General features: G+C 62.1%; 19 protein-coding genes. 11 read left to right on the top strand and 8 right to left on the bottom strand.

The genetic code is table 11. The features are described from left to right. The first annotated feature begins 10 nt into the window (after window positions 1-10). The 6 genes from V1286_RS18485 to V1286_RS18460 all read left to right on the top strand — a co-directional run bounded on the left by V1286_RS18485 (window position 11) and on the right by V1286_RS18460 (window position 7,831). On the top strand, window positions 11-1,936 hold the full coding sequence (locus V1286_RS18485; protein ID WP_334481538.1) for a potassium transporter Kup: 1,926 nt from the start codon (window positions 11-13) through the stop codon (window positions 1,934-1,936). A gap of 260 nt (window positions 1,937-2,196) precedes the next feature. Beyond that, window positions 2,197-2,763 (top strand): hypothetical protein, encoded by a 567-nt coding sequence (locus V1286_RS18480; RefSeq protein WP_334481536.1) that lies wholly within the window; start codon window positions 2,197-2,199, stop codon window positions 2,761-2,763. Between the two features lie 390 nt (window positions 2,764-3,153). Continuing rightward, window positions 3,154-4,218 (top strand): zinc metalloprotease HtpX, encoded by a 1,065-nt coding sequence (locus V1286_RS18475; protein WP_334481535.1) that lies wholly within the window; start codon window positions 3,154-3,156, stop codon window positions 4,216-4,218. 480 nt (window positions 4,219-4,698) lie between these two features. Further along, entirely contained in the window at window positions 4,699-5,433 is a 735-nt protein-coding gene (locus V1286_RS18470; RefSeq protein WP_334481533.1) for a hypothetical protein, read from the top strand. 98 nt (window positions 5,434-5,531) lie between these two features. Next, a complete protein-coding gene (locus tag V1286_RS18465) occupies window positions 5,532-5,990 on the top strand; it encodes a hypothetical protein (RefSeq protein ID WP_334481531.1) in 459 nt (152 codons plus the stop codon). Window positions 5,991-6,007: 17 nt separating this feature from the next. Next, the gene (locus tag V1286_RS18460; protein ID WP_334481529.1) at window positions 6,008-7,831 is read left to right on the top strand and encodes a S8 family serine peptidase; all 1,824 of its coding nucleotides are present in this window, start codon (window positions 6,008-6,010) and stop codon (window positions 7,829-7,831) included. Window positions 7,832-7,980: 149 nt separating this feature from the next. Here the strand turns inward: V1286_RS18460 and V1286_RS18455 are convergent, their stop codons facing one another. The 5 genes from V1286_RS18455 to V1286_RS18435 form a co-directional block, all read right to left on the bottom strand. Then, window positions 7,981-8,454: a VOC family protein gene (locus tag V1286_RS18455; protein ID WP_334481527.1), complete on the bottom strand. Its 474-nt coding sequence runs from the start codon at window positions 8,452-8,454 to the stop codon at window positions 7,981-7,983. Window positions 8,455-8,661: 207 nt separating this feature from the next. Beyond that, the gene (locus tag V1286_RS18450) at window positions 8,662-10,446 is read right to left on the bottom strand and encodes an alpha-amylase family glycosyl hydrolase (protein WP_334481526.1); all 1,785 of its coding nucleotides are present in this window, start codon (window positions 10,444-10,446) and stop codon (window positions 8,662-8,664) included. A 379-nt stretch (window positions 10,447-10,825) separates the two neighbouring features. Then, window positions 10,826-11,623, bottom strand: a complete 798-nt coding sequence (locus tag V1286_RS18445; protein ID WP_334481524.1) for a substrate-binding periplasmic protein — start codon at window positions 11,621-11,623, stop codon at window positions 10,826-10,828. Then, window positions 11,616-11,975: a c-type cytochrome gene (locus V1286_RS18440; RefSeq protein ID WP_334481523.1), complete on the bottom strand. Its 360-nt coding sequence runs from the start codon at window positions 11,973-11,975 to the stop codon at window positions 11,616-11,618. Before V1286_RS18440 ends, V1286_RS18445 begins: the two co-directional genes overlap by 8 nt. Window positions 11,976-12,060: 85 nt before the next feature. Next, window positions 12,061-13,800 carry a pyrroloquinoline quinone-dependent dehydrogenase gene (locus tag V1286_RS18435; protein ID WP_334481521.1) on the bottom strand — a complete coding sequence of 580 codons (1,740 nt, stop codon included), beginning with the start codon at window positions 13,798-13,800 and terminating at the stop codon, window positions 12,061-12,063. Window positions 13,801-14,617: 817 nt separating this feature from the next. Here V1286_RS18435 and V1286_RS18430 point away from each other — a divergent pair. The 3 genes from V1286_RS18430 (at window position 14,618) to V1286_RS18420 (ending at window position 17,679) form a co-directional block, all read left to right on the top strand. Next, complete coding sequence (locus V1286_RS18430) at window positions 14,618-16,126, top strand: amidohydrolase family protein (protein ID WP_334481520.1); 1,509 nt, start codon at window positions 14,618-14,620, stop codon at window positions 16,124-16,126. Window positions 16,127-16,317: 191 nt separating this feature from the next. Further along, on the top strand, window positions 16,318-16,845 hold the full coding sequence (locus tag V1286_RS18425) for a nucleotide-binding protein (RefSeq protein WP_334481519.1): 528 nt from the start codon (window positions 16,318-16,320) through the stop codon (window positions 16,843-16,845). Between the two features lie 81 nt (window positions 16,846-16,926). Then, window positions 16,927-17,679 carry a ThuA domain-containing protein gene (locus V1286_RS18420; protein WP_334481517.1) on the top strand — a complete coding sequence of 251 codons (753 nt, stop codon included), beginning with the start codon at window positions 16,927-16,929 and terminating at the stop codon, window positions 17,677-17,679. Window positions 17,680-17,725: 46 nt separating this feature from the next. Here V1286_RS18420 and V1286_RS18415 read toward each other — a convergent pair whose 3' ends face one another. Beyond that, the gene (locus V1286_RS18415; RefSeq protein ID WP_334481515.1) at window positions 17,726-19,114 is read right to left on the bottom strand and encodes an ABC transporter substrate-binding protein; all 1,389 of its coding nucleotides are present in this window, start codon (window positions 19,112-19,114) and stop codon (window positions 17,726-17,728) included. A 220-nt stretch (window positions 19,115-19,334) separates the two neighbouring features. Between V1286_RS18415 and V1286_RS18410 the strand changes: the two genes are divergently transcribed. Beyond that, window positions 19,335-21,614, top strand: coding sequence for a PAS domain S-box protein (locus tag V1286_RS18410; RefSeq protein WP_334481513.1), 2,280 nt, complete (start codon window positions 19,335-19,337; stop codon window positions 21,612-21,614). 136 nt (window positions 21,615-21,750) lie between these two features. Next, on the top strand, window positions 21,751-22,389 hold the full coding sequence (locus V1286_RS18405) for a hypothetical protein (RefSeq protein WP_334481511.1): 639 nt from the start codon (window positions 21,751-21,753) through the stop codon (window positions 22,387-22,389). Window positions 22,390-22,478: 89 nt separating this feature from the next. Here V1286_RS18405 and V1286_RS18400 read toward each other — a convergent pair whose 3' ends face one another. Both V1286_RS18400 and V1286_RS18395 read right to left on the bottom strand, forming a co-directional pair. Beyond that, window positions 22,479-23,096 carry a L,D-transpeptidase gene (locus V1286_RS18400; RefSeq protein WP_334481509.1) on the bottom strand — a complete coding sequence of 206 codons (618 nt, stop codon included), beginning with the start codon at window positions 23,094-23,096 and terminating at the stop codon, window positions 22,479-22,481. A gap of 144 nt (window positions 23,097-23,240) precedes the next feature. Continuing rightward, on the bottom strand, window positions 23,241-24,266 hold the full coding sequence (locus tag V1286_RS18395; protein ID WP_334481508.1) for a hypothetical protein: 1,026 nt from the start codon (window positions 24,264-24,266) through the stop codon (window positions 23,241-23,243). Window position 24,267: the final 1 nt, after the last annotated feature.

The raw sequence follows: 24,267 nt of genomic DNA, 5'->3' as shown, positions 1-24,267 counted from the left end.
CGCAAATCCCATGTCATCTGTAAGTGCGGTCACCGCGGCGGAAACGCCCGCGGCCAACGGTCATGGCGAAACGCATTCCACCGCCGGCTTCAAGGCCCTGATGCTCGGCAGCATCGGTGTCGTCTACGGCGACATCGGCACCAGCCCGCTCTACGCGTTGCGCGAAGCCATCGTCGCGGCCAGCGGGCACGCGGGCACCGCCAGCCCGCAGGCGGTGCTGGGCGTATTGTCGCTGATCCTGTGGGCGCTGATCGTCGTGGTGACGCTGAAATACGTCGTCATCCTGCTGCGCGCCGACAACAACGGCGAGGGCGGGACGCTGGCGCTGATGGCGCTGGCGCAGCGTGCGGTCACCAAGGGCGGCGGTGCCATCGTGCTGCTCGGCATCATCTCTGGTGCGCTGTTCTACGGCGACGCAGTCCTGACGCCGGCGCTATCGGTATTGTCCGCGATCGAGGGCATCAAGCTCGTCACGGTGACCTTCGAACACTATGTCGTACCGCTGACATTGGTCATTCTGGTTGCGCTGTTTGCGGTCCAGTCCCACGGCACCGCGCGCGTTGCCGCATTCTTCGGACCGATCATGTGCGTGTGGTTCGCTGTCATCGCGATCGCTGCCGTGCCGCAGATCATGCTCCATCCCGAGGTGCTGTCGGCATTCAATCCGCTTCACGCGGTTTCCTTCATGCTCCATCACGGCATGATCGGCTTCATCACGCTCGGCGCGGTGTTTTTGGCGGTCACTGGTGCGGAAGCGCTTTATGCCGACCTCGGCCATTTCGGAAAGCGGCCGATCCAGACCGCGTGGCTCTTCATCGTGCTGCCGTCGCTGGCGATAAATTATTTAGGGCAGGGCGCGCTTCTCATTGCCGATCCCAAGGCGATCGAAAATCCGTTCTTCCTGATGTTCCCGGACTGGGCGCTGATCCCGATGGTGGCGCTGGCGACGGCGGCGACCGTAATTGCGAGCCAGGCCGTCATCACCGGCGCCTATTCGCTGACGCGGCAGGCGATCCAGCTCGGCCTGATGCCGCGGTTCGAAATCCGCCATACGTCGGAAGCCCATTCCGGCCAGATCTACATTCCGCGCATCAACATGCTGCTGTTCGCTGCGGTGATGCTGCTGGTGGTCCTGTTCCGGTCGTCGAGCGCGCTGGCTGCGGCCTACGGCATCTCCGTGACCGGGACCATGGTGGTCACGGCCATGATGGGCTTTGTCGTGATCTGGCGGGTCTGGAAATGGTCGCCGCTTGCGGCCGCAGCCCTGATCGCGCCGTTTTTGTTCCTCGACATCACCTTCCTCGCCGCCAATCTGTTGAAGGTGTTCGAGGGCGGCTGGGTGCCGTTGGCGCTCGGCGGCATCGTGATGCTCCTGATGTACACGTGGCGTCGCGGCAGCAAGCTGTTGTTCGAGAAGTCGCGCAAGCTCGAATTCCCGCTGGCCGACCTCGTGGCGATGCTGGAGAAGCGCCCGCCGCAGCGAGTGCCCGGCACGGCGGTGTTCCTGACCTCCGATCCCGAATGCGCGCCGACGGCGCTGATGCACAGCCTGAAGCACTACAAGGTGCTGCATGAGAAGAACGTCATCCTCACCATCGAGACCGCGCCGACGCCGCGGATCGACGATAGTGAGCGGGTGCGGATGGAGCAGCTCAGCGAGACGTTCTCGCGGGTGACGCTGAAGTTCGGCTTCATGGAATCGCCTAACGTGCCGAAGACGCTGGCGATCGCCCGCAAGCTCGGCTGGCAGTTCGACATCATGTCGACGTCGTTCTTCCTGTCCCGCCGCGCGCTGAAGCCGGCCGCGCATTCGGGCATGCCGCGCTGGCAGGACCTGCTGTTCATCCGCCTCAGCCAATCTGCCAACGACGCCACGGATTATTTCCAGATCCCGACCGGGCGGGTGGTGGAAGTGGGAACGCAGGTCACGATCTAGGAGGGGGAGCCCGCAAGTTCCGCCTGATTTTGTCGCCGGATGGCAACAGCTTGATTGTTTTTTTGGGCGGAACAGAACATCTGACTCCACACGCATCCCGGTTTGGATCAGTCTTCTGATGCCGGGGGTCGGCGGATCGGAGTTTTACCCGGCGGGCCGCAGGGCGCGAATGCCTGCGGCATTTCATGCGGACTTTGCTCGGAAGCCTTGAGTGGCAATATTCCGATGCGACGATCTGACATTGTGAGGAGTAGCGCAAAATGAGTTTCAGCGCGAACGACCATTCCAACTCCGATAATGCGGAAGATCCGCTGTACTACGCACCGCGCTCGGCGCGCGGCATGGCGAACCCGCGATCCAACGCGGCACCGCAGACGAGATCAGACCATTTGCATCCCACGCCCCCTTTGTCTCATTATGATGAGATGCGCGAGGAAGCTTTCGCCAAATCCACCCGTCCGCTGGAGTCCCAGTTCGTTTACGAACGCCGTCCACGACGCGGACTGCTCGCCACTGCGGGCGCAATTGCCGCGGCGATCGGCGTTACTGCGATCCTGGCGCTCGTTTTGTTCAACGTGTTTCCAAGGTCAAAAACTGATCCCTCGGAGATCGCCGTCTCCATTTCAACCCCTGCATCGGCGACGCCGGCCCCGGTGACGACCGAAGACTCCCAGGCGCTGCTTCAAGGATTCAAGCAGTTTCAAAGGATACAAGAAGGCCAAGACCCGGCTGTTTCCGAACCAGCCTCCGCTGGAACGGCTAAAGAGGCGCCCGAAAAATCCCAGGCTCTGCTTGAAAAATTCATGCAGTGGCAGCAGAGGAAATAGCGTCAGGCGCAGGGAAGGCCGGCCGGCGCGATCGTCCTGAGACCGCAAATGGACGCCGCCGGACCTTAGTCTAGCCATTTCGACAGCCTGGCAGCCGTTTCCGAATAAAGAGGCAGCCGTCGCAGGAAGTATCAGTCTCGCAAAATCTGAGGCAACGGGCTGCGTGCCGACCGCGGCTCTCGCGGGCCCGACTCGATCAGAAGATCGATCTAGTCTAGCTCACCGGCGGGTTCCAGTACGCCACGCAACCAAAGCCGGTTCCCGTTAATACCGTAGTATCCCTTGTGCATTCCGCAAGTTTCCTGTGTCTATGGCATGTAATTGGCATGACAGGGCGCAAGTTGATCCGTAACCTTCGCGTTGGGCGTGCATCAGGGGGCAGGAACAGGGGTGTTTGTCGCTGGCATAAGCTGGACAGCTTTACATAGTCATCGGCCGCGGCGGGATGTCGTCGTCGACCTCACGCCAGGCATTTCACTTGCTTTGGTGCGCTGCGCGCTGCCGATGCAAATGCTGAGCGTTTCCCGGTGCGGTACTACCGTGGAGATTTATTGGCCGTCGGGTGAGGCAGGCGTTTACCTGCGATGCCGTATCGAGCTGAACTCGAAAGATCGGGACCTGTTGCGGCATCGGCGGCTCGCCCATCAGACAGCGAACTATCAATCATCGGCACTGGCGATCCTTGCAATGATGTTGCTGCTCGCGATGTGTGGTTGGATCGTCGGTGGGACTGAGGGCATGCGGCGCGCGTTACAGGGAACCGCCCCCCGCCCCGATGGCACGGTCATCTCGCGCGAGAGCATGTATCGCTGGTTCGGCGCCCGCCTGCTGTCCCACGCCCAGGTGCCGGAGTTGTTCGCCATTCTGACGAGGGTTTGCGGCCGAGCCGGCTTGGCTCGAGTGCCGGAGCTTTATTGTCTACCGGCGCCAAGCGATATGAATGCCTACGCGCTCGGCGGACCGGAACGCAGCGCCATCGTCTTAACTGAAGGGCTGTTGCGCGGCATGACGCGCGAGGAGATTGCCGGGATCTTGGCCCACGAAGTGGCGCATATCCGCAACAATGACACCTGGACGATGAGCTGGGCGACTGCATTGCGTCGTGCGATCGATTGGACCTCGCTCGCCGGTCTCGCCCTGCTGCGAACGCGACATAACCACGGCGCGATGAGGGTAAGCCAGCCATTGGCTGCGCTGCTGAGCGCAGCTCCGACGCTCGGTCAGCTGCTTGGACTGGCGCTGTCGCGCGTCCGCGAACTGGATGCGGATGCAACCGCGCTAGAATTGACCGGCGACTCGCGGGCACTCATCGCCGCACTCGATAAGCTGGAGCGCCATCATACCGGCTCTGCGCCAATGGCTGTGCCTGCATTCGGGCATGATCCCATGCGCTTGCTTCGCAGCCACCCCGCTACCTCCGAGCGGGTCGGTACTCTACTCAACCTCACTTTTTAGCAATCGCGTGAGCCGAAGCAGATGCGCTTCGGCAAGAGGGCTGGCTGACAAGATCCGCGCGTCCTGGAATTTTCATAGAGTTGCCACCAAAATATCGCCGCGTGTCCGCGAAACTATTCGCGCTTGAGCGCGTTCGGGGAAAAATCAGTGATCAATCGCAGAGCGTCTGAGCGGACGTAAGTAGCTGGCCTCCAGGAGATGGCTAGTAAGAAACGACAAACCCGCTCCTGCATCTCTCAACGGCTTTGTTTTGCCGCCTTATGCTTCTCATTCGTTTGTTGCCTTGAGGAACGCAGTTCGCGTGCCTCAAGGCAGACATGACCTATTGCTGCGATTTGTCCGGCGTTGAGCATTTGAATTTGAAAAATGCAAAGCCGTCACAAACCGGCGTGACGGACTGTGCCACCGAAGGACCTCGCATGCTGAGGCTCTACAAAGGACTTTGGGCTGAGGGCACCAACCATCGCAAGGAGAACGGCGATGACCTACTTTGATTACCTCGCGCATAATCCGCAGTTCGGACAGTTCGGCCCGCAACAACAAGGGGGATGGGGAGCATTAGGTTCGCAAGGCGGTGTTGGACTCGGACAGGCGGCCTACGGCCAGCAATATGGGCAATACGGCGGTCAGCAGCCCTTCGGCGCATTCGGATATAGCCCCGGCTGGGGCGGGCAACCGACGGGATGGGGCCAGCAGTGGGGCGGCCAACAGCGCCAGCTTTCGCAACAAGACGTGAACGAGGTCGTGCGTCAACTGGTACCGGCGCTGCCTCAAATGCTCGCGCAAGCACAAAATCCGTTCGGCGGAATCGGCTACGCGGCCTACGGCCAAGCGCCGCGGCAGCTGAGCCCGCAGGACGTGAATGAAGTCGTGCGGCAAATCCTGCCCATCGTTCCGCAGATCGTTGGAATGCTGCAGAGCCAGCAGCAACCTCACTATGCGGCCATGCAGGGCGGCCTCGGTCAGGGTCAGTTCGGAGGCCTCGGTCAGCAACCCGGAGGCCTCGGCCAACCTGGTCTCGGCCATCCAGCGCAAGCCTGGGGCACTCAGTTTGGCGCACCTCAGTTCCAGTCAGCGTTCGGCGGTCCCATGGCCTTTGGCCAGCAGCGACAACTGACGCAGCAGGATATGGCCGACATTACGCGCCAGCTGATCGGCGTCATTCCTCAGGTCATAGGTAACCTTCAGGCCTATAGCCAACAGCGGATGATCTGAGCGCAATTCGCGGCCAGTCCGCAAGGTAATCAGCGACCGTCGCCCAAAGCGGCGGTTGCGCTCGCTGCCGTTATGCTTCCCTCCGGAGGAGAACATCCATGTCCGATTCCAATCCTTCTGGCGCAACTGCGTCACAGCCACGCCCGGCAGACATTCAGCAGCTCGTCGCGCTGCTCGGCAATTTGATGCCGCTTCTCATGCGCCTTCAGTTTCAACCATTTGAGCAAATGTTCCAAACCATGCCCGGTAGCCTGCCGATACCGAACCCGGTCCTCGATCGTCAGGCTGCGGAGAACATGATCGGCGATATGGTCGCGGAATCGCTGCGCTCGCTTTCCGCCTTTCTCGCAGCCAACGCAGCACAGCATGCCGGCCTGGAGAACTGCGTGCCGATCGTGACCCAAGCCGCGCACAGGTTTGCCGCGCGGGACTATGCGCAGGCCTTCGACCTGATCGGGCAGGCCTATCGCATGATCGAAATCGTCCGCGCAGCTGATCCGCGCGTTCCGCTGGTGCGACAGGCTTCGACCGATCAGACTCAACCCTCAATCCACTAAAGGTGGGAGGCGACACCATGGCAGCAAGCTCAGATGATGCGCGCTCCACGGCGAGCGGCGACCGACGCAAATCATCACGTGACGCGCGCTCGGCGCCGGCCGGTGATCGACGCAAACCGGCCCGCACCAGTCAGTACATGATCGCGCCGGCGGGACCTGGCGTAAGCGGTCAAGAGCTGGCCGAGCAACTCAACCAGTTCGGCAACATCGAGATCCTGCGGACCCGTGAGCGGCGCGACACCACTGTCCCGCCGATTGCGGTCGTGCGCATACCTGACGACGCCGCCACCGCACTGCGCCGCTCCGCAGCCGGCAGCTTGATCATCGAGCCGGACCTCCATCTGCGAGCTGCATCATTCGCTGGCGCGTCATCGGTTCTCCCGACGGCTGCGATGATGACCGCGTTCGGGCCGGATTTGAAGGTGACGATCCGGATCGTGAGCGAAGCCGGCACGCCCGTGGAGCAGGCGGCGGTGCGGCTCATCGGCGAGCAGGTGTCAGTTCAGGGACTGACGGATAGCGACGGCAGAGTAGATCTGACGCTGCAAGGTGAGCAGCCGGACACGGTCGCTGCCATATTTGTCAACCCGCGCTCCGGCTTTTGGGGCCTGTGGCAACATCGGCCTCATCTCGACGCCGATGCGGTGAACATCTTCACCCTAAAACCGTTGTCGCTGTCGGAGGCGCTGGATTGGGGGGGCGCAGCCATGCAGCTTGACCGGATCCCGAAGCAATGCCGCGGCGCCGGAGTCAGGATCGCTCTGATCGACAGCGGCGTTGCGACCAGCCACAAGCGATTGACCGGGATCGATCACGGTATCGACATCAGGAGCGCCGAAGCAAAATCCTGGTCGAAGGACGCAATCGGCCACGGCACGCCATGCGCGGGCCTTATCAGTGCCGCGCCCCAGACAGCGCACGGCGTACGGGGTTACGCGCCGGACAGCGAGCTGCATGTCTGCAAGCTTCCGTCCGATGCCTATTGCAGCGATCTGATCGTGGCGCTCGACTATTGCCTGCAGAACGCCATCGACGTGGCGTGTCTGGGATTCGGTTGCGAGCGCGGCTCGGCTCTGGTTGAGCAACGCATCGCTGAGGCAAAACAGCATGGCATGAGCCTCATCGCGGCTGCCGGAAATTCCGCAGGAGCGGTGCCGTTTCCGGCTTGCTCCCCGAACGTCATGGCGGTTGGTGCGGTCGGACAAGCGGGAAGCTTCCTGGAAGACAGTCCGCAGGCGGCACAAGCGGCGGCAGCCATCGCGCTCGCCGGCGGGTTCTTCGTACCGCCGTTTTCCTGTCGCGGGCCCGAGCTCGACCTCTGCGCGCCTGGCGTTGCGATCATTGCCTGCCAGTCCCCTGACAGTTACGCGGTCTGTGACGGGACCTCGCTCGCGGCTGCCCACGTTACCGCACTCGCAGCCCTGATCCTCGCCGATCACAGTGATTTCAAGGGCAGTTTCGCTGCCAGAGATTTGCAACGCGTCGAACGGCTGTTCCAGATTCTCAAGGATACCGCGCAGCCGATCGGTCATCCCTGGCAGACCGGGGCTGGGCTACCGAACGCGGCGCGTGCGCTTGGCATCTGGTCTGAGCAGCGAGCGACAGTCGTGCCGCTGAATGTCGGATTGGGTCAGATGCGCAGCGCCATTCGGCAGCTCGATCAGATTCAGTTCGGCGCAAGCGACGTGATGCCGTTCGAGCTGCCGCGTGGTCCGGCCAGGGTGAGTAGCCTGCCGCTGAGTTCGGGACCTCTGGCGTTCCAGGCCGACGGCGGCGAGAAAGCAAGCATCCACGAACTCAAGGCAGCAATGGCGTTCGCTGGTTTGGCGGCAGAACGCTAAAGCGCGATCGCTCTAAGTCGAATCGCAATCGCGCTTTAGTCGGTTGCGTCCGTCGCATTTAAAATAGCGTCAGGACCAAGGACGGTCGAACCGCAGCGATCGTTCTGAAACCGCAAACGGACGCCACCAGATCTTACGGCGCGTGAACATCAGCCGCGTCGCGCCGCTTTGATCGCGGCGACGTCGATTTTCTTCATGCCCATCATGGCATCGAATGCGCGCTTTGCTTCAGCGCCGCCGGCCGCCAGCGCCTCTGTCAGCACGCGCGGCGTGATTTGCCAGGAGACGCCCCACTTGTCCTTGCACCAGCCGCACGCACTCTCCTGGCCTCCATTGCCGACAATGGCGTTCCAGTAGCGGTCGGTCTCCTGCTGATCATCGGTGGCGATCTGAAACGAGAAAGCTTCGTTATGCTTGAACGCGGGACCGCCGTTGAGACCAATACACGGGACGCCGGCGACCGTGAATTCTACCGTCAGCACGTCGCCCTGCTTGCCGGAGGGGTAGTCGCTGGGTGCCCGGTGGACGGCGCCCACGGCGCTGTCGGGAAAGGTTTCGGCGTAGAAGCGGGCCGCAGCTTCCGCGTCCTTGTCGTACCACAGGCAAATCGTGTTCTTGGCCATTGCTCGTCCTTTCGCTGGGCTTGCGCGCCGTTCTATCGATGCCGTGCTGTCTCGGCCGCTCTTCATCCTTAGGCTCTCCCAACGCAAGAGGCGAAGTCGGGTTCGATGAGAATCCTCGGCTTTTTGGGAACGGAGGTCACGAGCTACGGCGAGAACGTATAGTAGAGAATGAGCCGCTCACGCCCGCAGAACAGCTAGCGGATACACTCAGGTCAAGGCATAGACCTTGGCCTCCCAGGGAAAGATCGGCTCCCGGTGGACCCATTCGGGCGGCACGTCGCGATTCTGCGTAATCTCGCGCCAGCGCATGCCCGGCGGGGTCATTGGCCAGTTCGGCACGCGGTATTCGGAAGCTGGGGCGAACGGCAGCGCGGTTTCAAAATCCGAAAAATTCGCGACGACGATCACAGGGTGGTCGATGCCCGGCCGGCCCCGCTGCCAGACGAGCACGCGTTTACCCTCCTCGAAATCGACGTGGATGAACTGCGTGTCGTTGACAGCAAGTGCGTCAGACCTCGTGCGAAAACGGACGAGGCGGGCGCAATATTCGAATACGCGCCGGCGCCAAGGGTCCTGCAGGCGATCGAAGTTCACGGGATCGATCTGCTTTTGCGGATGGATGACCGCGAGGTCATGCTGGTCGGCGAACTCTTCGCCTGCGAAAATCATGGGTATGCCGACGGCAGTCATCAGACAGACGAAGGCAAGCTTGATCCGTCGCTCCGTATTCCAAACGCCATTGTTGTTGAGAAGATTGTACAGGCGCTCGTTCCTGACGCCCTCAACATCGTGCGAGGTCACGTAGTTGATCGCTTGAGACCCATCGGCGAAGCCAAGCAGACGGCAGTCGATCAGTTTGCGCACCGTCCACTCGAAACTCGGCTCCTTTTCGTCATTTTGTCCGATGATTGCATACCGAACCATCCGCTTGAACTCTTCGTTCCACAGGCCGTCGAGGCGGTTCTGGCGCAGAAGATCAATCGGCACCGCCAGATCCTCTCCGACGACGAGGAAGCGTTCGTCGGCACCCTGTGCCGGCAGGCCCTGCGCCAGCCACCGCGAGCGCCATATGTTTCGGGCAAGATCCTTGTACTCCTGTACGAAGTCCCAGTTCATGATGTTGGGCACGCTGTCCATCCGAATGCCATCGACCCGAAAGTCGAGCATCCAGCGCGCAAGGCAGGTTAGCATGAGGCGACGCGCCGGCACGAGGCGCGCGGGTCCCCCGGTGATCGGGTCGTAGGCGTCGGTCAAGAAGTTATACTTGAAGAGGTCACCGCCAAAGTCGTCCCGGGCGTCCTCCTCCGGATCATCAGTCCCACGGTGGACGTGGAAGTCGAGGAAATTGACGTACCGATAAGCATACCGTGTCGCGAAGGCCATCACGACGTCGGTGAAGAACCGAAGGCGGTGTCGATGGCAGGCGGTAACAAGCGCCGCAAGATCGGCGGACGCCGTCGGCGAGGCATGGCCTCTCGGAAATCCCAAATCAAAATCGGCGGCGAAATAGTTGCTCGTCGCGTAGCCCCACTCGCGGTTGACGAAGCTGTCGGCCGGAGGCAACAGCTCGAGAGCGTTGACGCCGAGGTCTTCGAGATGTGCCTCGCCGGGTGCGAGCGCAGCTACGCCCGCGAAATTGGTCGGTGCCGCGGTCCGCTCCACGAGCGCAAGGACGTCACGGAAAGTCCCGCCGGCGATGCTGACGGTGCCCTCTGTCTCAATCCGGCTCCAGCGCGTTGGCAGCTCGTAGATGACGAGACGGTTGTTGGCGGGGAGGGTGTCGAGCCGCGGGTCGTTCTGCCAGTCCGGTTCGTCGCCGGCGGGATCGCAGGGCACCAGCTCGTTTTCCCGCCACTTCACGACGGCCGCCGGGCCGCGGTCGTCGTCGGTGAACGGGAGCGGCAGTGCCGGTGCGCGCAGTCGCCAATCCACCGTCCAGGCGGTCGGGTCCGTGCACAGGATGCGGGCCGACACCGGCGTCTTCGGGTTCACGTTGGTGACTTCAAACCAATAGTGATAGACGCGGCTGTCCGCCAGCCCGCAGGCTGCGGCCGCTATTTCCCATAGATCGGCCGAGACCGGTGAAACCGCCAAATCGAACCTGTTCAGCGGCTGAAAGCTCGGCGGGTTTCCCTCGAGGAACGTGCCGATGACAAGGGCAGGGGGCGGGTTCACGCTCCCTGGGCGCCAGAGCATGAAATGGCTTCGCTTCCTCTGCAGAAGATCAAAGGGCATCGGACTTATCCCCCGGATGTCTGCGGCACCGCGCCGCCCACGGCATGCGCCTGCCGATCCGCCGTGATCGGGACGCTGGCTGCCGAAATCATCCCGCGCCGGTAAGTCGTCCTGATGAACATAACGCGATACCGCCCTACTGCGGAGATCGCAGCTCGATGCCGTAGCGGGCGTAGATCCGCGCGATGGTGCCATCGGCCAGCAGGGCCTCGATCGCCGCATCGACACGCTGCCGCAGCTTGTCGTCGGGGCGAAGCAGCCCGGCCGCAATATTCCAGTTCAGATCCTGGTCGTTGTCGAACGCTGGAATCAGGCGCAGCGGCTTGTCGGCATGCTGCAGGTTGAACCAGCCGACCGTCATCGGTGTGACGGCGGCGGCCTCGATCTCGCGATTGGCCAGTGCTGCAACAATATCGTCCTCGAACACGAACGGAGATGTCGCGGCGCCCCCCTTGGCGAGCGTCATCGAAACCAGCGAGCCGACCGGTACTCCGACCCGCTGATCGGAACCGAGATTGGCCAGCGACGAGGCGTGCGAATCGCTGCGCACCGCGAGCACGACGCCGCTGCGATGGTAGGGACGCGAAATCCGCACGCCGCCCGCGGGCGGCGTATCCTTGCGGGCGATGACGTCGAGCACGAGGTCGCAATCGGCGCGGCGATACTGGGTCGCACTGACCACCCACTCCCGTGTCAGCTTGACACCGAGTTGCTCGGCAATTTTCTCGCCGAGCTCGATCTGAAACCCTGGGACCGGTCCGGTCTTGCTTGCAAACGGCAGCGCATTGGGGCTGGCGCAGAGCGTCAATGCGCCGCGCTCGATGACGGTTTCCAGCGAGCGGGCATCCGCCGGCGCGTTCCAGAGCATCAGCAGCGAGAGGCTGGCCGCGTATCGGGCGAGCCGATATCGCGGTTTCCACGCCGCGCTAGTCATCGAGCCCCCGAATGTAGGCCAGGATCGCGATGATCTGGCCGTCAGTGAACACCGACCCATAGGCGGGCATGGCGCCGACCTTGCCCTTCTTGATACGCTCGATGAGGTATTCGTCGCTGCGCTCGGACTTCGACAGCTTCGGACCTTTGCCCGCATGGCGGCCGCCATCCTGGTGACAAAAGCCGCAGGTCGTGGCGAACATTTTCCCGCCTTCGATGTCGTCCGGCGAGGCTTCGGCTTGCGGCAGCGGATTTGCAGCGTCCGGCGAGGTGGACTGTTGGGCAAACGAGGCGGTCGACAGCCATGGCCATATGATGGCCAGGGAAACAACAATTACAAACGGTATTCGCATTCCGGCATCCGCATTCATCGCAAGGGCGGCAGGGTCTTGATCGCAAGGGCGGCAAGGAGATCGATCCCTGCCGCCCACGCTATCGTCATTGTCTGAGCGTGAAGACAACCAGGGCACCGGTATTCTTCGGCATGCTCTTGAAGGGCTCGCCAAAGAGCCCGACAAATTCGTCGCCCACCAGGGTGCCCCAGCCCGCCGGTACGGCGATGTACTGCTTGCCACCGGCCATGTAGCTGATGATGCCGGCATTATGCCCGATGCCGTTGTTGCGCGACCAGAGCTCTTCGCCGGTGTCCGCATTGTAGGCGTGCACGATGCCTTCGGCGTCCGGCACGAATACCAGATTGCCCGCAGTGGCGAGAACGCTGGCGAGCGGCGGGTACTTGTAGTTGACCTCCCACTTCTTGGCGCCGGTGACCGGGTCGCGGGCGCTAAGATGACCACGGGCCGGTCCGTCCGGAGGCGCCACAGGCTTGAACGTGGCGCCGAGGTTGAGCTGGGCCATCGGCTCCAGGATCGGCGTGGTCTTCTCGACGGTCAGCTCCATGCACCACTCCTGCCCGATCCGGTAGAACAGCCCGTTCTTGGGGCTGTAGGCGCCAGAGTTCCAGCTGATGCCGCCCATGATCGCCGGGCACAATGGCGGGTCGACCTTGCCTTCCGAGAGGTCACGGCGACCGATCAACTCGCCGGTCTTCGGATCGATGCTCTTGACGAAGTTGATGTTCTTTACCAGCGGCCAGACATTCTCGATCTTGGCGTTGGAACGATCATAGACGAAGATGTGTCCGCCCTTGTTGGCGTGCACGACGAGCTTCTTGCCGCCACGCTCGATCATCACGAATTCGCCGACGGAAGAGTCGAAGTCCCAGGCGTCGTGCGGCAGCTCCTGATGGTGGAATTTGAGCTTGCCGCTATCAGGATCGAGCGCGATGACCGATGTCGTGTAGAGATTGTCGCCCGGCCGCGGCCCGCTCTTCTTCCAGTCCGCGCCCGCCCAGTCGTAGAGCGGCGCCGGGTTGGCGGTGCCCCACCACACCGTATTGCTTTCCGGATCGTAGGTTCCGGGCATCCAGCCGCCGCCGCCGCCGGTCCGCCAGGAATCACCACCCCAGGTCTTCATGGCCTCTTCGGTGCCGGCGACCGTGAAGAACTCCCATTTCTTCTGTCCGGTCTTGCCGTCCACGCCGAAGATCGGTCCGCGATGGGGCCATTCGCCGCCCTGGGCACCAATGATCACCTTGTCCTTCACCACCAGCGGCGCGCCGGTGAAGCCGACCGTCATCCTCTTGGAATCCAGCAGCTTGGTGTCCCACACCGGCTTGCCGTCCTTGAGATTGAGCGCGATCAGGCGCCCATCGACCGTGCCGACGTAGAGATTGCCGTGGCCGATGGCGATGCCGCGGTTGTACGGCGAGTGCGTTTGCTTGGCGACCAGTTCCTCGTCTAGCTCCGGCGCGAAGGCCCAGATCGTCTTGCCGGTCGCGCCGTCCAGCGCGTAGACGCGGCTGTAGGAGCCCGAATAGTACAGCACGCCGTCAAGGGCCAGCGGCGTTGACTGAATGCCGCGGGTGGCGCGCTCCGGAAAGTGCATCCAGGCGACCTCGAGATTCTTGACGTTGCCGGTATTGATCTGGTCGAGGCCGCTGTAATGGTAGGACTTGTAGGTGCCGTGGTACGTCGGCCAGTCGTTCTGGGCAGCCTCGGCATTCAGCGCCGCGTCTTGAGGCTGCGTCGGCGCTTGAGCGTGCGTCGGTGAGACGGTGACCAAGGCAGCCACCGCCAGCACAGCGCAGCCGGCGAGATATCGTTCGTGGAAAGTCATCTGCGTCCTCCCTTTGTAGTTTGTTTGTTGGGCCGAATTTTCGTCCGCGACCCTTGGCAGGATGTCGTGGCGTCAACGCCTCCTAGGGTCGGAAGTTCGAAATAGATGGCATGGGCCGGCGGGGCCGCCATCGCGAAGAAGCGACAGCACGTCTTGCGGTCCGAGTGAGAAGCGGGCAGAGGATCGGGCGAAGGATTGTCTTCGAAGAGGGCGCCATGTCAGAGCACGGCGGCACATGCGATCACTGCCAGCGCTTGCCTGCCCCATGCTGCCCCCGGCGATGTCGGTGCACTGCACCATGACATGTCCCTCGATGCGCACGCCCATTAGTTGACCGGATTGTTGTTTTTTTGTGGAGCGCCTGTCGGGCGGTGGCAACCTTGAGCTGAAGCCGCAGTCACTCCGGCCACGGCGCAGGAGGACAAGCGATGGCGCCGCGCAAGCGTGTCGAGCACAGGATCACCACCGAGCACTACGGCAGCGGGTTGCGCTCATTCCGGTAAACCCACCGGTCGCAACGAGAGCGGCGTTTGGACAGTGTGACTGTCGGATTACATCGCTTGCGCCAATCGAGGTTTGGGCATTGAATTGCGCGATCATACGCCACCACCGCAAGTAGTTTTCTCAGTGTGCCTGCACTCGTGCAGTGACACGATGAGAGAGGGGTGTGGGCGTGAAGCGAGTGTGATGGCTCCACTCGCAGCTTAAGCGGAAGGTACGCCTCATGGTCATCTGACTGATCGGGAGTAGGCCGAACTCGCAAGCCTCATGCGCGCACTGACCAGCACTGTCGACGCCAAAAAAAGGGAGGAGAACGATGAGCACCTGGCTTAGTGAACGAGAGCAGCGCCTCGTTGCGGGCGCCGAGGCGGCATCGGCCGCAACGCCGATTCCCACCCAGATTGTTTCCAACGGCGAGTATCTCCCGCCCCCGCAGAGCGAGACCCAGAAGAAGGTCGAGGCGCGGATCAACGAGCTCGCCGACGTGAACGGCAAGCACCTCGGCTTGAGCCGCAGGCAGTTCCTTCACACGAGCTGCGGCATGGCGGCGGCATTCCTCGCCATGAACGACATCTACGGCAATGTTTTCCAAGTCGCATCTGCAGAGGCCCGCGAGCCCGAGCTGATGCTGGCGCGCGCGCAGGGCCTCGCCGGCCAGTTCATCTTCGACGTTCAGACCCATTTCGTGCGCGACGAGTTCGATCACAAGGAGCTGTTGGGTCTGGCGGACTTTGCGAGCCAGCACTGGAATCCGAAGATGAAGGAGGAGGGCGTCTCCTCGCTCGCCCGCTACAAGTTCCAGAATTATGTGAAAGAGATCTACTACGACAGCGACACCAACATGGCGCTCTTGAGCGGCGCGCCGTTCGACGATCCGAGCTGGTGGCTTCTTTCCAACGAGCAGATCGTCAAGGCGCGCGAGCTGATCAACGACTTCGCGGGCTCGCGCCGCCTGCTGGCGCACAGTGTCATTACCCCGAAGCAGCCCGGCTGGATGGAGGAGGTCGACAAGGCAATCGAGGTCTACAAGCCGGATTCCTGGAAGTCCTACACGATCGGCGACCCGCTGGCGCCCTCGAAATTCCCATGGCGGCTCGACGACGAGCAGGTGATGTATCCGTTCTACGAAAAAGCGGTGAAGGCCGGCATCAACACGTTGTGCATCCACAAGGGGCTGCTGCCGCCCGATTACGAGAAGTCGTTCGCCGGCGTGTGGGAATACGCAACCGCGTGGGACATCGGAAAGGCGGCAAAGGACTGGCCGCAGATGAACTTCGTGATCTATCACTCGGCGCTGCGGGCGTTCCTCGAACTGCCGGACAAGGCATGGGCGGAGTTCGAGCAGACCGGCCGCATCCAGTGGGCTACGGATCTTGCGGAAATCCCGCAGAAGTTCGGCGTCACCAATGTCTATGCCGAGCTCGGCACTTCCTTTGCCAACTCGGCGGTGGCGCATCCGAAGTTCTGCGCCGCGCTGGTCGGCACGCTGATCAAGGGCATGGGGGTCGATCACGTCATGTGGGGGACCGACTCGGTCTGGTACGGCTCACCGCAGTGGCAGATCGAAGCGCTGCGCCGCCTCGAAATTCCGGAGGACATGCAGAAGAAATACGGGTTTGCGCCGCTCGGCGATGCCAATAGCGGCGTCAAGCAGCTGATCTTCGGCGGCAACGCCACCAAGTTCTACAAGATCAGGCTGAAAGCGGCTGACAACACCAGAATGCCGGCCTTTTCCGCGGACCGTCTCGCTTCGCTCAAGAACGAGTATGCGCTGGCAGCCGAGGGGCCCTCGAACCTGCGCTACGGCTACGTTCGCGCCGCGTAAATGTCCAACGGCTGCGCCGGCGGAGTGGGCAAGCTTCGCCCGGCGCGGTCGACGCGCGGCTGCGGTGACCAGGATGTAGATCGCCAAATGCAATTTCGGCTTCGAAACCAAAGGACGGTGGGAACTTCCAGGCGACCGCGGGGGCAGGTTTGTAAGGCCCCGCGCGGCAAGGAAACGAAGGGAGCGAAAAAATGGTCGACCCTTATGAATACACCGATAGTATTTTGAAACAATGGGGGCCAGGCGGGACGGCATATCAAGGCGGGCGGCAGCTTCCTGCACCTGGCGATCCCAGAAAAGTATTTGTCTCGCACGGCCATGACGACAAAGCCAAAGCGGACGTCACGTCATTCCTTGAGAGCTGCGGTCTCGAGCCGATCGTTCTAGCGGATCAGCCGAGCGGAGGCCGCGCAATTCTTGAAAAGTTTGAAGCCTACAGGGACGTCGGATTTGCGACCGTTCTTCTAACGGCCGACGATCTCGGCCGAGCCAAATCCGATACAGACCTGCAGCCGCGAGCGCGCCAAAATGTTATAATGGAGATGGGCTACTTCATGGCCAAGCTCGGAAGGGGCCGGGTGTGCGTACTGCTACAGGTCGGTGTTGAAATCCCTTCGAACATATTGGGCATCGTCACTATCGGCTATCCCCACGATAGCGAATGGCCAGATGAACTGAGGCGCGAACTGAAGTATGCCGGACTGAAGCTTCGATCCTAGATCGTCATTAGAGGCAGGCCAACCGTCTTGCTTGGTGGACATGGGTACAGCGCAAGATTGGTTGGGTTTCGCGGAGGGATCGTGAGACGACGTGAGTTCATCGCGCTCCTCGGCGGCGCGGCGGCAATCCGGCCATTCGGCGCGCACGCGGAGCGCCCGCCTGCGCGCATCCTCTATTTCACATACTCGGCCGGCTACCGGCATGATGTCATACCGCTTTCCAAGGCTATCCTGACCCGGCTTGGAAGCAATTCGGGTGTCTTTGAAGTCACGGCAACGGAAGACACATCTGAATTTTCCACCGAAAACCTCGAGCGCTACGCCGCGGTGATGTTCTACACGTCAGGAGAGCTTCCGATGAGCGGCGCGCAAAAGGTAGCGCTTCTCAATTTTGTGCGCTCGGGCCGCGGGTTCCTCGGTGTTCATTCGGCGACCGACACATTCTACAATTGGCCGGACTATCTCGATCTGGTCGGCGGCTACTTCAATGGTCATCCCTGGCATCAGGCCGTGACAATCCAGGTTGATCCCAGCGATCCCCTCGTGGCTTTTCTCGGGAATTCGTTGCAAGTCGAGGACGAGATCTACCAGATCAGCGACTTCGACCATCGTGGATCACGCGTGCTGCTGCGCCTCGACCCAGGCTCGGTGGATCTTGGCAAGACCGGCGTGCATCGACGATTCTATGGTTGGCCTCTTGCATGGACGCGATACTACGGCGAGGGACGCGTATTCTATACGGCGCTGGGCCACGAACCGTCAGTCTGGCAGGACGCCCGCTACCAGCGAATCCTGGCGAATGCTGTCCTCTGGTCGATACGAAGGTCGCCCTAGCAGACGCCGTCGCGGCCGCCATTCGTGCGAGGCGGGAACGGCTCTGCTATCCGCGGATCGCCGCATTGGCCTTCGCGGCGGCGTTGGTCATCGCAATCTTCGCTGGATTCGCTCCGGTGACCACTTCATTCACGCCGATCATGAATGCGTCCATGATCGGTCTCGATTGCGGATGGAAAAGGATCGCCTTGGCGCGGTCGACATCGGCATTCTGCAAGTTGGTCAGCGCCGCCTCCGCGGCTTGTGCGCCGAACGCTTTCTTGAAGTCCCCGCTCGACCAGGCCGACACCCGTGTCGTCGCCAGCCCCGCCGCGGCGGTCCGCATCGATGTCGGCTTGCTTGTCGCCCACAGCAGAAACAGGAACGCCGCCCGCTTGTTTCGTGACCTGGAATTGATGCAGGCCTGCCAATGCGACATGAAGGGCACGGACGTGCGACCGGTGGCATGCGGAAAGGCGGCAAACACGGCCTTCCCGGCAACGAGGCTTCTTGCCGGATTGGAGATGTCGGTCGCGAAATTGCTGCTGTCGATCGCCATCGCCGTCCTGCGCTGAAGGAAGTCGTCCAGCACGTGGTACCATTCGTAGCCGCTCACACCGCCAGGCCCGGCTTGACTGAGCAACTTTCCAAACATCTCGATGGCCGCGATTGCTTCGGGGCTTGCGAAAACAGCCTTGTTGTCGCTGACCATGGCCCCGCCATAGGAGAAGACGAAGCTCATGGCCGCCACCGATGAATTGCCGCCGGCTTGAGCCCGCATGGCTATCCCGGACATCTCATCGGTCTTGAGCGCGTTCGCAGTAACAAGCAGCTGCTCGAAAGTCTGCGGAACCGGCAGGTTCTTGGCTGCCAGCGCATCGCCGTTGATGAACAGGGTCACTGCCTCCGAAGTGATCGGCATGGCGTAGCGTTCGCCGTCCCGCCACAACGGAAAGGCCCGGGCTGTCTTGAGAAGGTCGCTCTCGTCATACCAGCCGAGATCGGTCAGCGACTTGTCGGCATAATAGGCGTTCAGCGGCTCGAGCCATCCTGCCGAGATGCCCTGGCCATAGGTCGTCCACATGAAGACGTCGGGGGTGCTGCTGCCACGGTTGAGCTGGATCGGCAGCGCGCCCAGGTACGTCGTCTCCAGCCGGAAGTCGGGAACGACGCTAATACCGGTGAGCTCGGTGAAATCGGGCAAGAGTGGAGTAATCGCGTTCGACCAGGGATGGATCGCGCCCGCGAGCGCGATCGTCTGCCCCGCAAATTGTTTCCAACCTATCGCGGCATTGGCATAGTTCGCCGCGGCATCCTGTACGAAACCCCACCGCGGCAACATGGCAAGGGCCGGCAAAGTTACGCCCGCCGCGCCCAATCCCTTGACGAAACTGCGCCGGCTGGCCGACGCTGGACCGCTCGGCAACTTTCCACGCAACTTTCCACTTGGAGCCATGTGCTCCTCCCGGGGAAGCCGCCTTCACGTGGGCCGGGCCTAACCGTGACGTTCTGGCCCCTTGCGAGGGGCGTAACGGGCCGTTGTAATCTGCGCGTTGAGGGTGCCGGTTCCCGTCTTACCCATGCGACCGTGGCTGCATTTACATTATAATACTGGCAATACTCTGCGTCGGCATTAGAAATCAGCCGCTCACGCGAGCATCGAAGACTTAACGCCAATGTCAGTCCCTCTGAGGCAGTCCTTTCGGTGGTTTGCTCGTCCGCTGGCGCTGGTGGTCGCGGTTCTTCTAACTGTGGTTGTTGCGACCGGGTTTCTCGGTCTCCGATACTTGCAGGAGCGACAAGCGGCAAATCTTGCGCAGGAGCGCAACCGCCAGGTGCTCGAGACGCTGGATCGGCTGAAAGCGGTCATCGCCGACGTGGAGGCCCATAGGCGCGGCTATCTGCTGACTCTCGATCCGCAATACCTCAAGGCCTACGGCGTCTCCGATGAAAGCGTACGGCGGGACGCGCAGGCGCTCCAGGCTCTGGTCGCGGGTGATCCATTGCAGAGCCATCGTGCCGAACATCTGGCGCTGACCGTTGCAGCGAAGCTGCGCGAGATCGATGAAATCGTCAAAACGGTCCGCACCTATTCCGGGCCGGCCGCGCTGGCGATGATCCGCAGCCTGGACGAGATAAGGTCGCAGATCGACCAGATGGTGGACCATGAGCGCTTCCTGCGCGTGGATCAGGAAAGGCGCGCCGAGGCACTCGAACGACGCAAGGCCTGGCTGATCGCGGCCGCGATCGTCATTGTCGCAGTCCTGGCCGGGGTGGCGCTGGCGCTCGCACGGCTCGAAGCGAAAAGGCGGCGTAAGGCGATCGCAGAGAACATCGCGCTCCACGGCGATCTCCTGGCGCGGGACAAGAAGATCCGGCGCCTGGTCGACTCCGACATCGTCGGGATCATCATCTGGGATCTCGAGGGTCGCATATTTGAGGCCAACGATGCGTTTCTCCATATGTTGGGTTACGACCGGGCGGATCTTGCCTCGGGGCGGGTGAACCGGACGGACCTGACGCCGGCGGAATGGCGCGACCGCGACGCACGCACCGTGGACGAGCTGAAGCGGATGGGGACCGTCCAGCCATTCGAGAAAGAGTACTTCCGGAAAGACGGCAGCCGCGTGCCCGTGCTGATGGGCGGAGCAATGTTCGAACAAAGCCAACATCAAGGTGTTGGCTTTGTGCTCGATTTGACCGAGCGCAAGCGGGCGGAAGAGGCGCTGCGGCGGAGCGAGGAGCGCTTTCGCACCCTCGTGCAGTTTTCCTTCGACGTGTACTGGGAGACCGATGCGCAGCATCGCTTCATTCACCAGGAGTTCGCGGAGAACCTTGCCGACGCGCCGGGGTTGGGCTCCGAGATCGGGAAGACACGTTGGGAAGTGCCTTACCTGGAGCCTGATGAAGAGGCCTGGCGCAAGCACCGGGAGATGCTCGATGCCCACCTGCCGTTCCGTGATTTTGAGCTCGCACGGCTGGCTCCCGACGGCAGCAAGCGTTACGTCTCCGTCTCCGGGCTGCCGGTGTTTGACGGAAGGGGACGCTTCATCGGCTATCGCGGCGTCGGGCGGCACATCACCGAACGCCGGCGGGCCGAGGAAGCCTTGCGCGCCATGCAGGCGGAACTCGCGCACGTCAATCGCGTCACCACGATGGGACAGCTGGCGGCCTCGATCGCCCATGAGGTCAACCAGCCGATCGCCGCGACGGTTACCAACGCGCAGGCCGCCCTGCGCTGGCTGCGCGCCCAACCGCCCGATCTCGGCGAGGTTCGCGACTCCCTTGCCCGTATCGCCGAGGACGGCAAGCGCGCCGGCAACGTCATCGGCGGTATCAGGGCCCTCATCAACAAGGTGCCGTCGCGGAAAGATCGGTTCGACCTCAACGAAGCCATCCTCGAAATGGTCGCGCTGACCCGAAACGAAGTGCTCAATCAGGGCATCTTGCTGCAGACCGGGCTCGCGCCGGGATTGCCCAGGGTGGATGGCGATCGCACTCAACTGCAGCAGGTGATCCTGAACCTGATCCTCAATGCCATTGAAGCCATGGGCGGCATCGATAAGGGGATGCGCGAGCTACGGATCACCACCGAGAGGGAAGCCGCCGGCGGCGTGCTCGTCACGGTTCGCGATTCCGGCCCAGGCCTGGACCCGGCGGATGTGGAGCGCGTTTTCACGGCCTTTTACACGACGAAGCCCACGGGAATGGGCATGGGCCTCGCGATCTGCCGGTCGATGGTCGAGGCTCACGGGGGACGGATGTGGGCGAGCGCGAATGAACCTCGGGGCGCCGTCTTTCAGTTTACCCTGCCGCTGGAACGAGACGAGAGCGTTCCAGCCCGCGCTTCAGGCGATGGTGATAACGAGGTCCGTGGTGACCGCCCTCAAGCAGCAGAAGCAGAACCGTCGGCAACCGACGGCAGATCGGTTCACGCGCGAGACGGCTGCGAATAACCGACTATTAACCATATAAGCGCATGATTTACGCGCTGAATTTGGGGGGCAATCGCACGCGAGTCGTCGCTGCATCGTCCACGCGATGGCTATGCGAGGGAAATCTTGCGACGGGTCTGACACGTAGGGAACGCAGGTGGCCGAAACACCGGATAAGGAAACGCAACAAGACAATCAGCCTGCGACGGCACGGCAGGGGGCTTCGGGCCGGGTACCGGCGATACTGGTGTCTATATCCGCCTTGGCCATCATCGGTGCGGCCACCGCCAATTCTTTGCCGAGTTTCAATGCCTCCTCGTTGCCGAATTTCAATTACTTCTCTTTGCCGAATTTCGATCGCTTCTCTCTGCCAAATATCTCTCTGGCAGATTTCGATGGCTTCTCCTTGCCGAATTTCAATCGCTTCGCCGCACCTGCACATGAGACGGCTTTGGCCCCGTTACCAGATCCCGTCGTCCGCGCGGCACTGAACGATATTCAGTTGTCGCAGCAGCAAAACGCAGCAGTGTTGGTGTCGCTCACGCAGACCGCTGCAACTCAACAGGGGGACTTGAAAAAAATATCCCGTCAACTCTCCTCGCTGGCGGCGCAGACGGACGCTCTGCAGAGTGCTGTGACGCCGTTGACGACTTCCAGCATCTCGCATTCAAAACCTCGCGCTCGGGTCGTCCGCACGTCGCGAAAAACAGTCTCCCCACGGCCTAAACCTGTCGGCCCTGTTTCGGTCGGAGGCGCCCCGCTGAGTCCCGCGCCGGCACCGGGTTCGGGTGCATGACAGCTTTGCGGTCCCGGCCTCAAATCTGTGCCGCCGATCGGGCTAACGCAGAAGCGTATCCTGGGCGTTTCAGGATTTAAGAGTGCACGCTACGCACTTCGGCCCGGCGGGAGGACGACGACGATCGCGCCCAGCTTCACCCGGTCCACGAGATCGATGATGTCTTCGTTGGTCAAGCGGATGCAGCCGGACGAAATGGCCTGACCGATATATTCCGGCTGGTTGGTGCCGTGGATGCGGTACAGGGTGTCCTTGTTGCCCTCGTAAAGATATATCGCCCGCGCGCCCAGCGGATTGGCCGGACCTCCGGGAATGCGCTTCGGGTAGGGGCCGAGCCGAGCCTGGATCTCCGCCGTCGGGATCCAGTCCGGCCATTCGGCCGTACGGCCAACCGTGGCGACGCCGGACCAGGCCAGCGCTTCCTCTCCCACCGTCACGCCGTAGCGGATCGCCTTGCCCCCCGGCAGGACGTAATAGAGATAACGCGCGTTGGTATCGACCAGGATCGTGCCCGGCTGCTCTTTGCGCGTGTAGTCGACAATATGTCGGCGATACGTCTCCGGAATGCTCGCCTGCGCATAAGGCGGGTGGGCGAGCAACTGCCGGTCCCTTGGGGTCAAACTGGCGTTCGATGACGGCGCAAGCGTCGCTTGCATGCAGCCGCCGAGCAGCCCCACCAGTAACAACGCGAGCCCACGCCCCATCATCGCGTGTCCTCCAAAGAGTTACATGTTTGCAATTTGTTTGCTCGAAAAGTGCAGAAATCAAGGCGTCGTGCGATTATTGCGTGTCTCGAGACAAGAATATTCGGGGCAGGCGGCGGTTCGGCGACCGGATCAATCGAGTGCCATTCAATCCCGGTGTGCCGCTTCCCAGTCTTTTGCAGCCTTCACCAACTCTTCGAATGCTCCGCCGCTTTCGAGCAGCGCACGTTTGAGCGCGGGCTCGAGCGGCTGTTCGGCGCCGGTATCGTCGAGCGGCATCCTGTCCTCACGCACCGCCGTCATTAGCCGGCTGATCTCGCCTGCCGCGTGGGCCGGTGTGTGCATCAGCACCAGCCGGCGCATCGGCATGGGGTTGTTCGGCATGTGACAGTTATCGCATTGCGCATCGCGCATCCGCAGCGCCAGCGTCCTGTAGGTGAAGTCGAGCTTTGGCAGATAGGGATTGTCCTGCCGGAACAAGCCGTCGAAGAGCGTCACGCGTGGCTGGATGCGTCCCTCCTTGTCCATCCACATCCATTTGCCATCGAACTTGGGCCATATCGGTTGCGCGGAAACAATCCGGCTGTCGCTGCCTCGCTCGGTAAATTGCCCGATGACGATCTTCGCGGTCTTTCGATTGACCCAGAGCAGGACCGCATTCGCAGCCTGATAAACACCCCACTTCGCCTCTTCGTGCCAGAACGGATACGGAAACTGCCCGGGCGGCAACAGGTTGCGAAATCCTGCCCGTAGACGGATCAGGTACAATCGCTCGCGCTCGACGTACTCGGTGCTGTACTCGCCGCTGTACATGAACAGCGGGAGGTAAAGACCGGTAATCACATCGGGCGCAAACTGCGTGAGGTTGGTGTCACTGAGCGCTGCCGCGGCATCCTGGTTCCGGCGACCCCACAGCAGCCTCGGCGCGAGGCTGCGCCGCAGCGCGGAGTCGCCGAACAGGCTGCGCCGGCATCGGTCGAAGGCTGCCTGGTCCGACGGTGAAGCAGGCGGACAGATTTGCTGCAACTCGAATGCGACCTCGGAAGCCATCTGCGCGATCTTGTCAGTAAGGTCGGGCAGATCGTCGTCGATGTCAGCGGCGTCTGCGGCAAGGAAGGTGGCAAGCAGCAGCGCGCCGCCGGTCACCAAGCGCCTTGCGATGGCGCCGAACATG

Origin of the sequence: Bradyrhizobium algeriense (assembly GCF_036924595.1) — a bacterium.
Lineage (GTDB): Bacteria > Pseudomonadota > Alphaproteobacteria > Rhizobiales > Xanthobacteraceae > Bradyrhizobium > Bradyrhizobium algeriense.
Note: the sequence above shows the minus strand (reverse complement) of the source record. Positions and strands in the feature narration are given on the sequence as shown.

What these genes read in the sequence shown, in the direction of transcription:
- V1286_RS18485 (WP_334481538.1), top strand. Translation starts at nt 11, where the DNA reads ATGTCATCTGTAAGTGCGGTCACCGCGGCGGAAACGCCCGCGGCCAAC.
- V1286_RS18480 (WP_334481536.1), top strand. Translation starts at nt 2,197, where the DNA reads ATGAGTTTCAGCGCGAACGACCATTCCAACTCCGATAATGCGGAAGAT.
- V1286_RS18470 (WP_334481533.1), top strand. Translation starts at nt 4,699, where the DNA reads ATGACCTACTTTGATTACCTCGCGCATAATCCGCAGTTCGGACAGTTC.
- V1286_RS18465 (WP_334481531.1), top strand. Translation starts at nt 5,532, where the DNA reads ATGTCCGATTCCAATCCTTCTGGCGCAACTGCGTCACAGCCACGCCCG.
- V1286_RS18460 (WP_334481529.1), top strand. Translation starts at nt 6,008, where the DNA reads ATGGCAGCAAGCTCAGATGATGCGCGCTCCACGGCGAGCGGCGACCGA.
- V1286_RS18455 (WP_334481527.1), bottom strand. Translation starts at nt 8,454, where the DNA reads ATGGCCAAGAACACGATTTGCCTGTGGTACGACAAGGACGCGGAAGCT.
- V1286_RS18445 (WP_334481524.1), bottom strand. Translation starts at nt 11,623, where the DNA reads ATGACTAGCGCGGCGTGGAAACCGCGATATCGGCTCGCCCGATACGCG.
- V1286_RS18440 (WP_334481523.1), bottom strand. Translation starts at nt 11,975, where the DNA reads ATGCGAATACCGTTTGTAATTGTTGTTTCCCTGGCCATCATATGGCCA.
- V1286_RS18435 (WP_334481521.1), bottom strand. Translation starts at nt 13,800, where the DNA reads ATGACTTTCCACGAACGATATCTCGCCGGCTGCGCTGTGCTGGCGGTG.
- V1286_RS18430 (WP_334481520.1), top strand. Translation starts at nt 14,618, where the DNA reads ATGAGCACCTGGCTTAGTGAACGAGAGCAGCGCCTCGTTGCGGGCGCC.
- V1286_RS18425 (WP_334481519.1), top strand. Translation starts at nt 16,318, where the DNA reads ATGGTCGACCCTTATGAATACACCGATAGTATTTTGAAACAATGGGGG.
- V1286_RS18415 (WP_334481515.1), bottom strand. Translation starts at nt 19,114, where the DNA reads ATGGCTCCAAGTGGAAAGTTGCGTGGAAAGTTGCCGAGCGGTCCAGCG.
- V1286_RS18410 (WP_334481513.1), top strand. Translation starts at nt 19,335, where the DNA reads ATGTCAGTCCCTCTGAGGCAGTCCTTTCGGTGGTTTGCTCGTCCGCTG.
- V1286_RS18400 (WP_334481509.1), bottom strand. Translation starts at nt 23,096, where the DNA reads ATGATGGGGCGTGGGCTCGCGTTGTTACTGGTGGGGCTGCTCGGCGGC.
- V1286_RS18395 (WP_334481508.1), bottom strand. Translation starts at nt 24,266, where the DNA reads ATGTTCGGCGCCATCGCAAGGCGCTTGGTGACCGGCGGCGCGCTGCTG.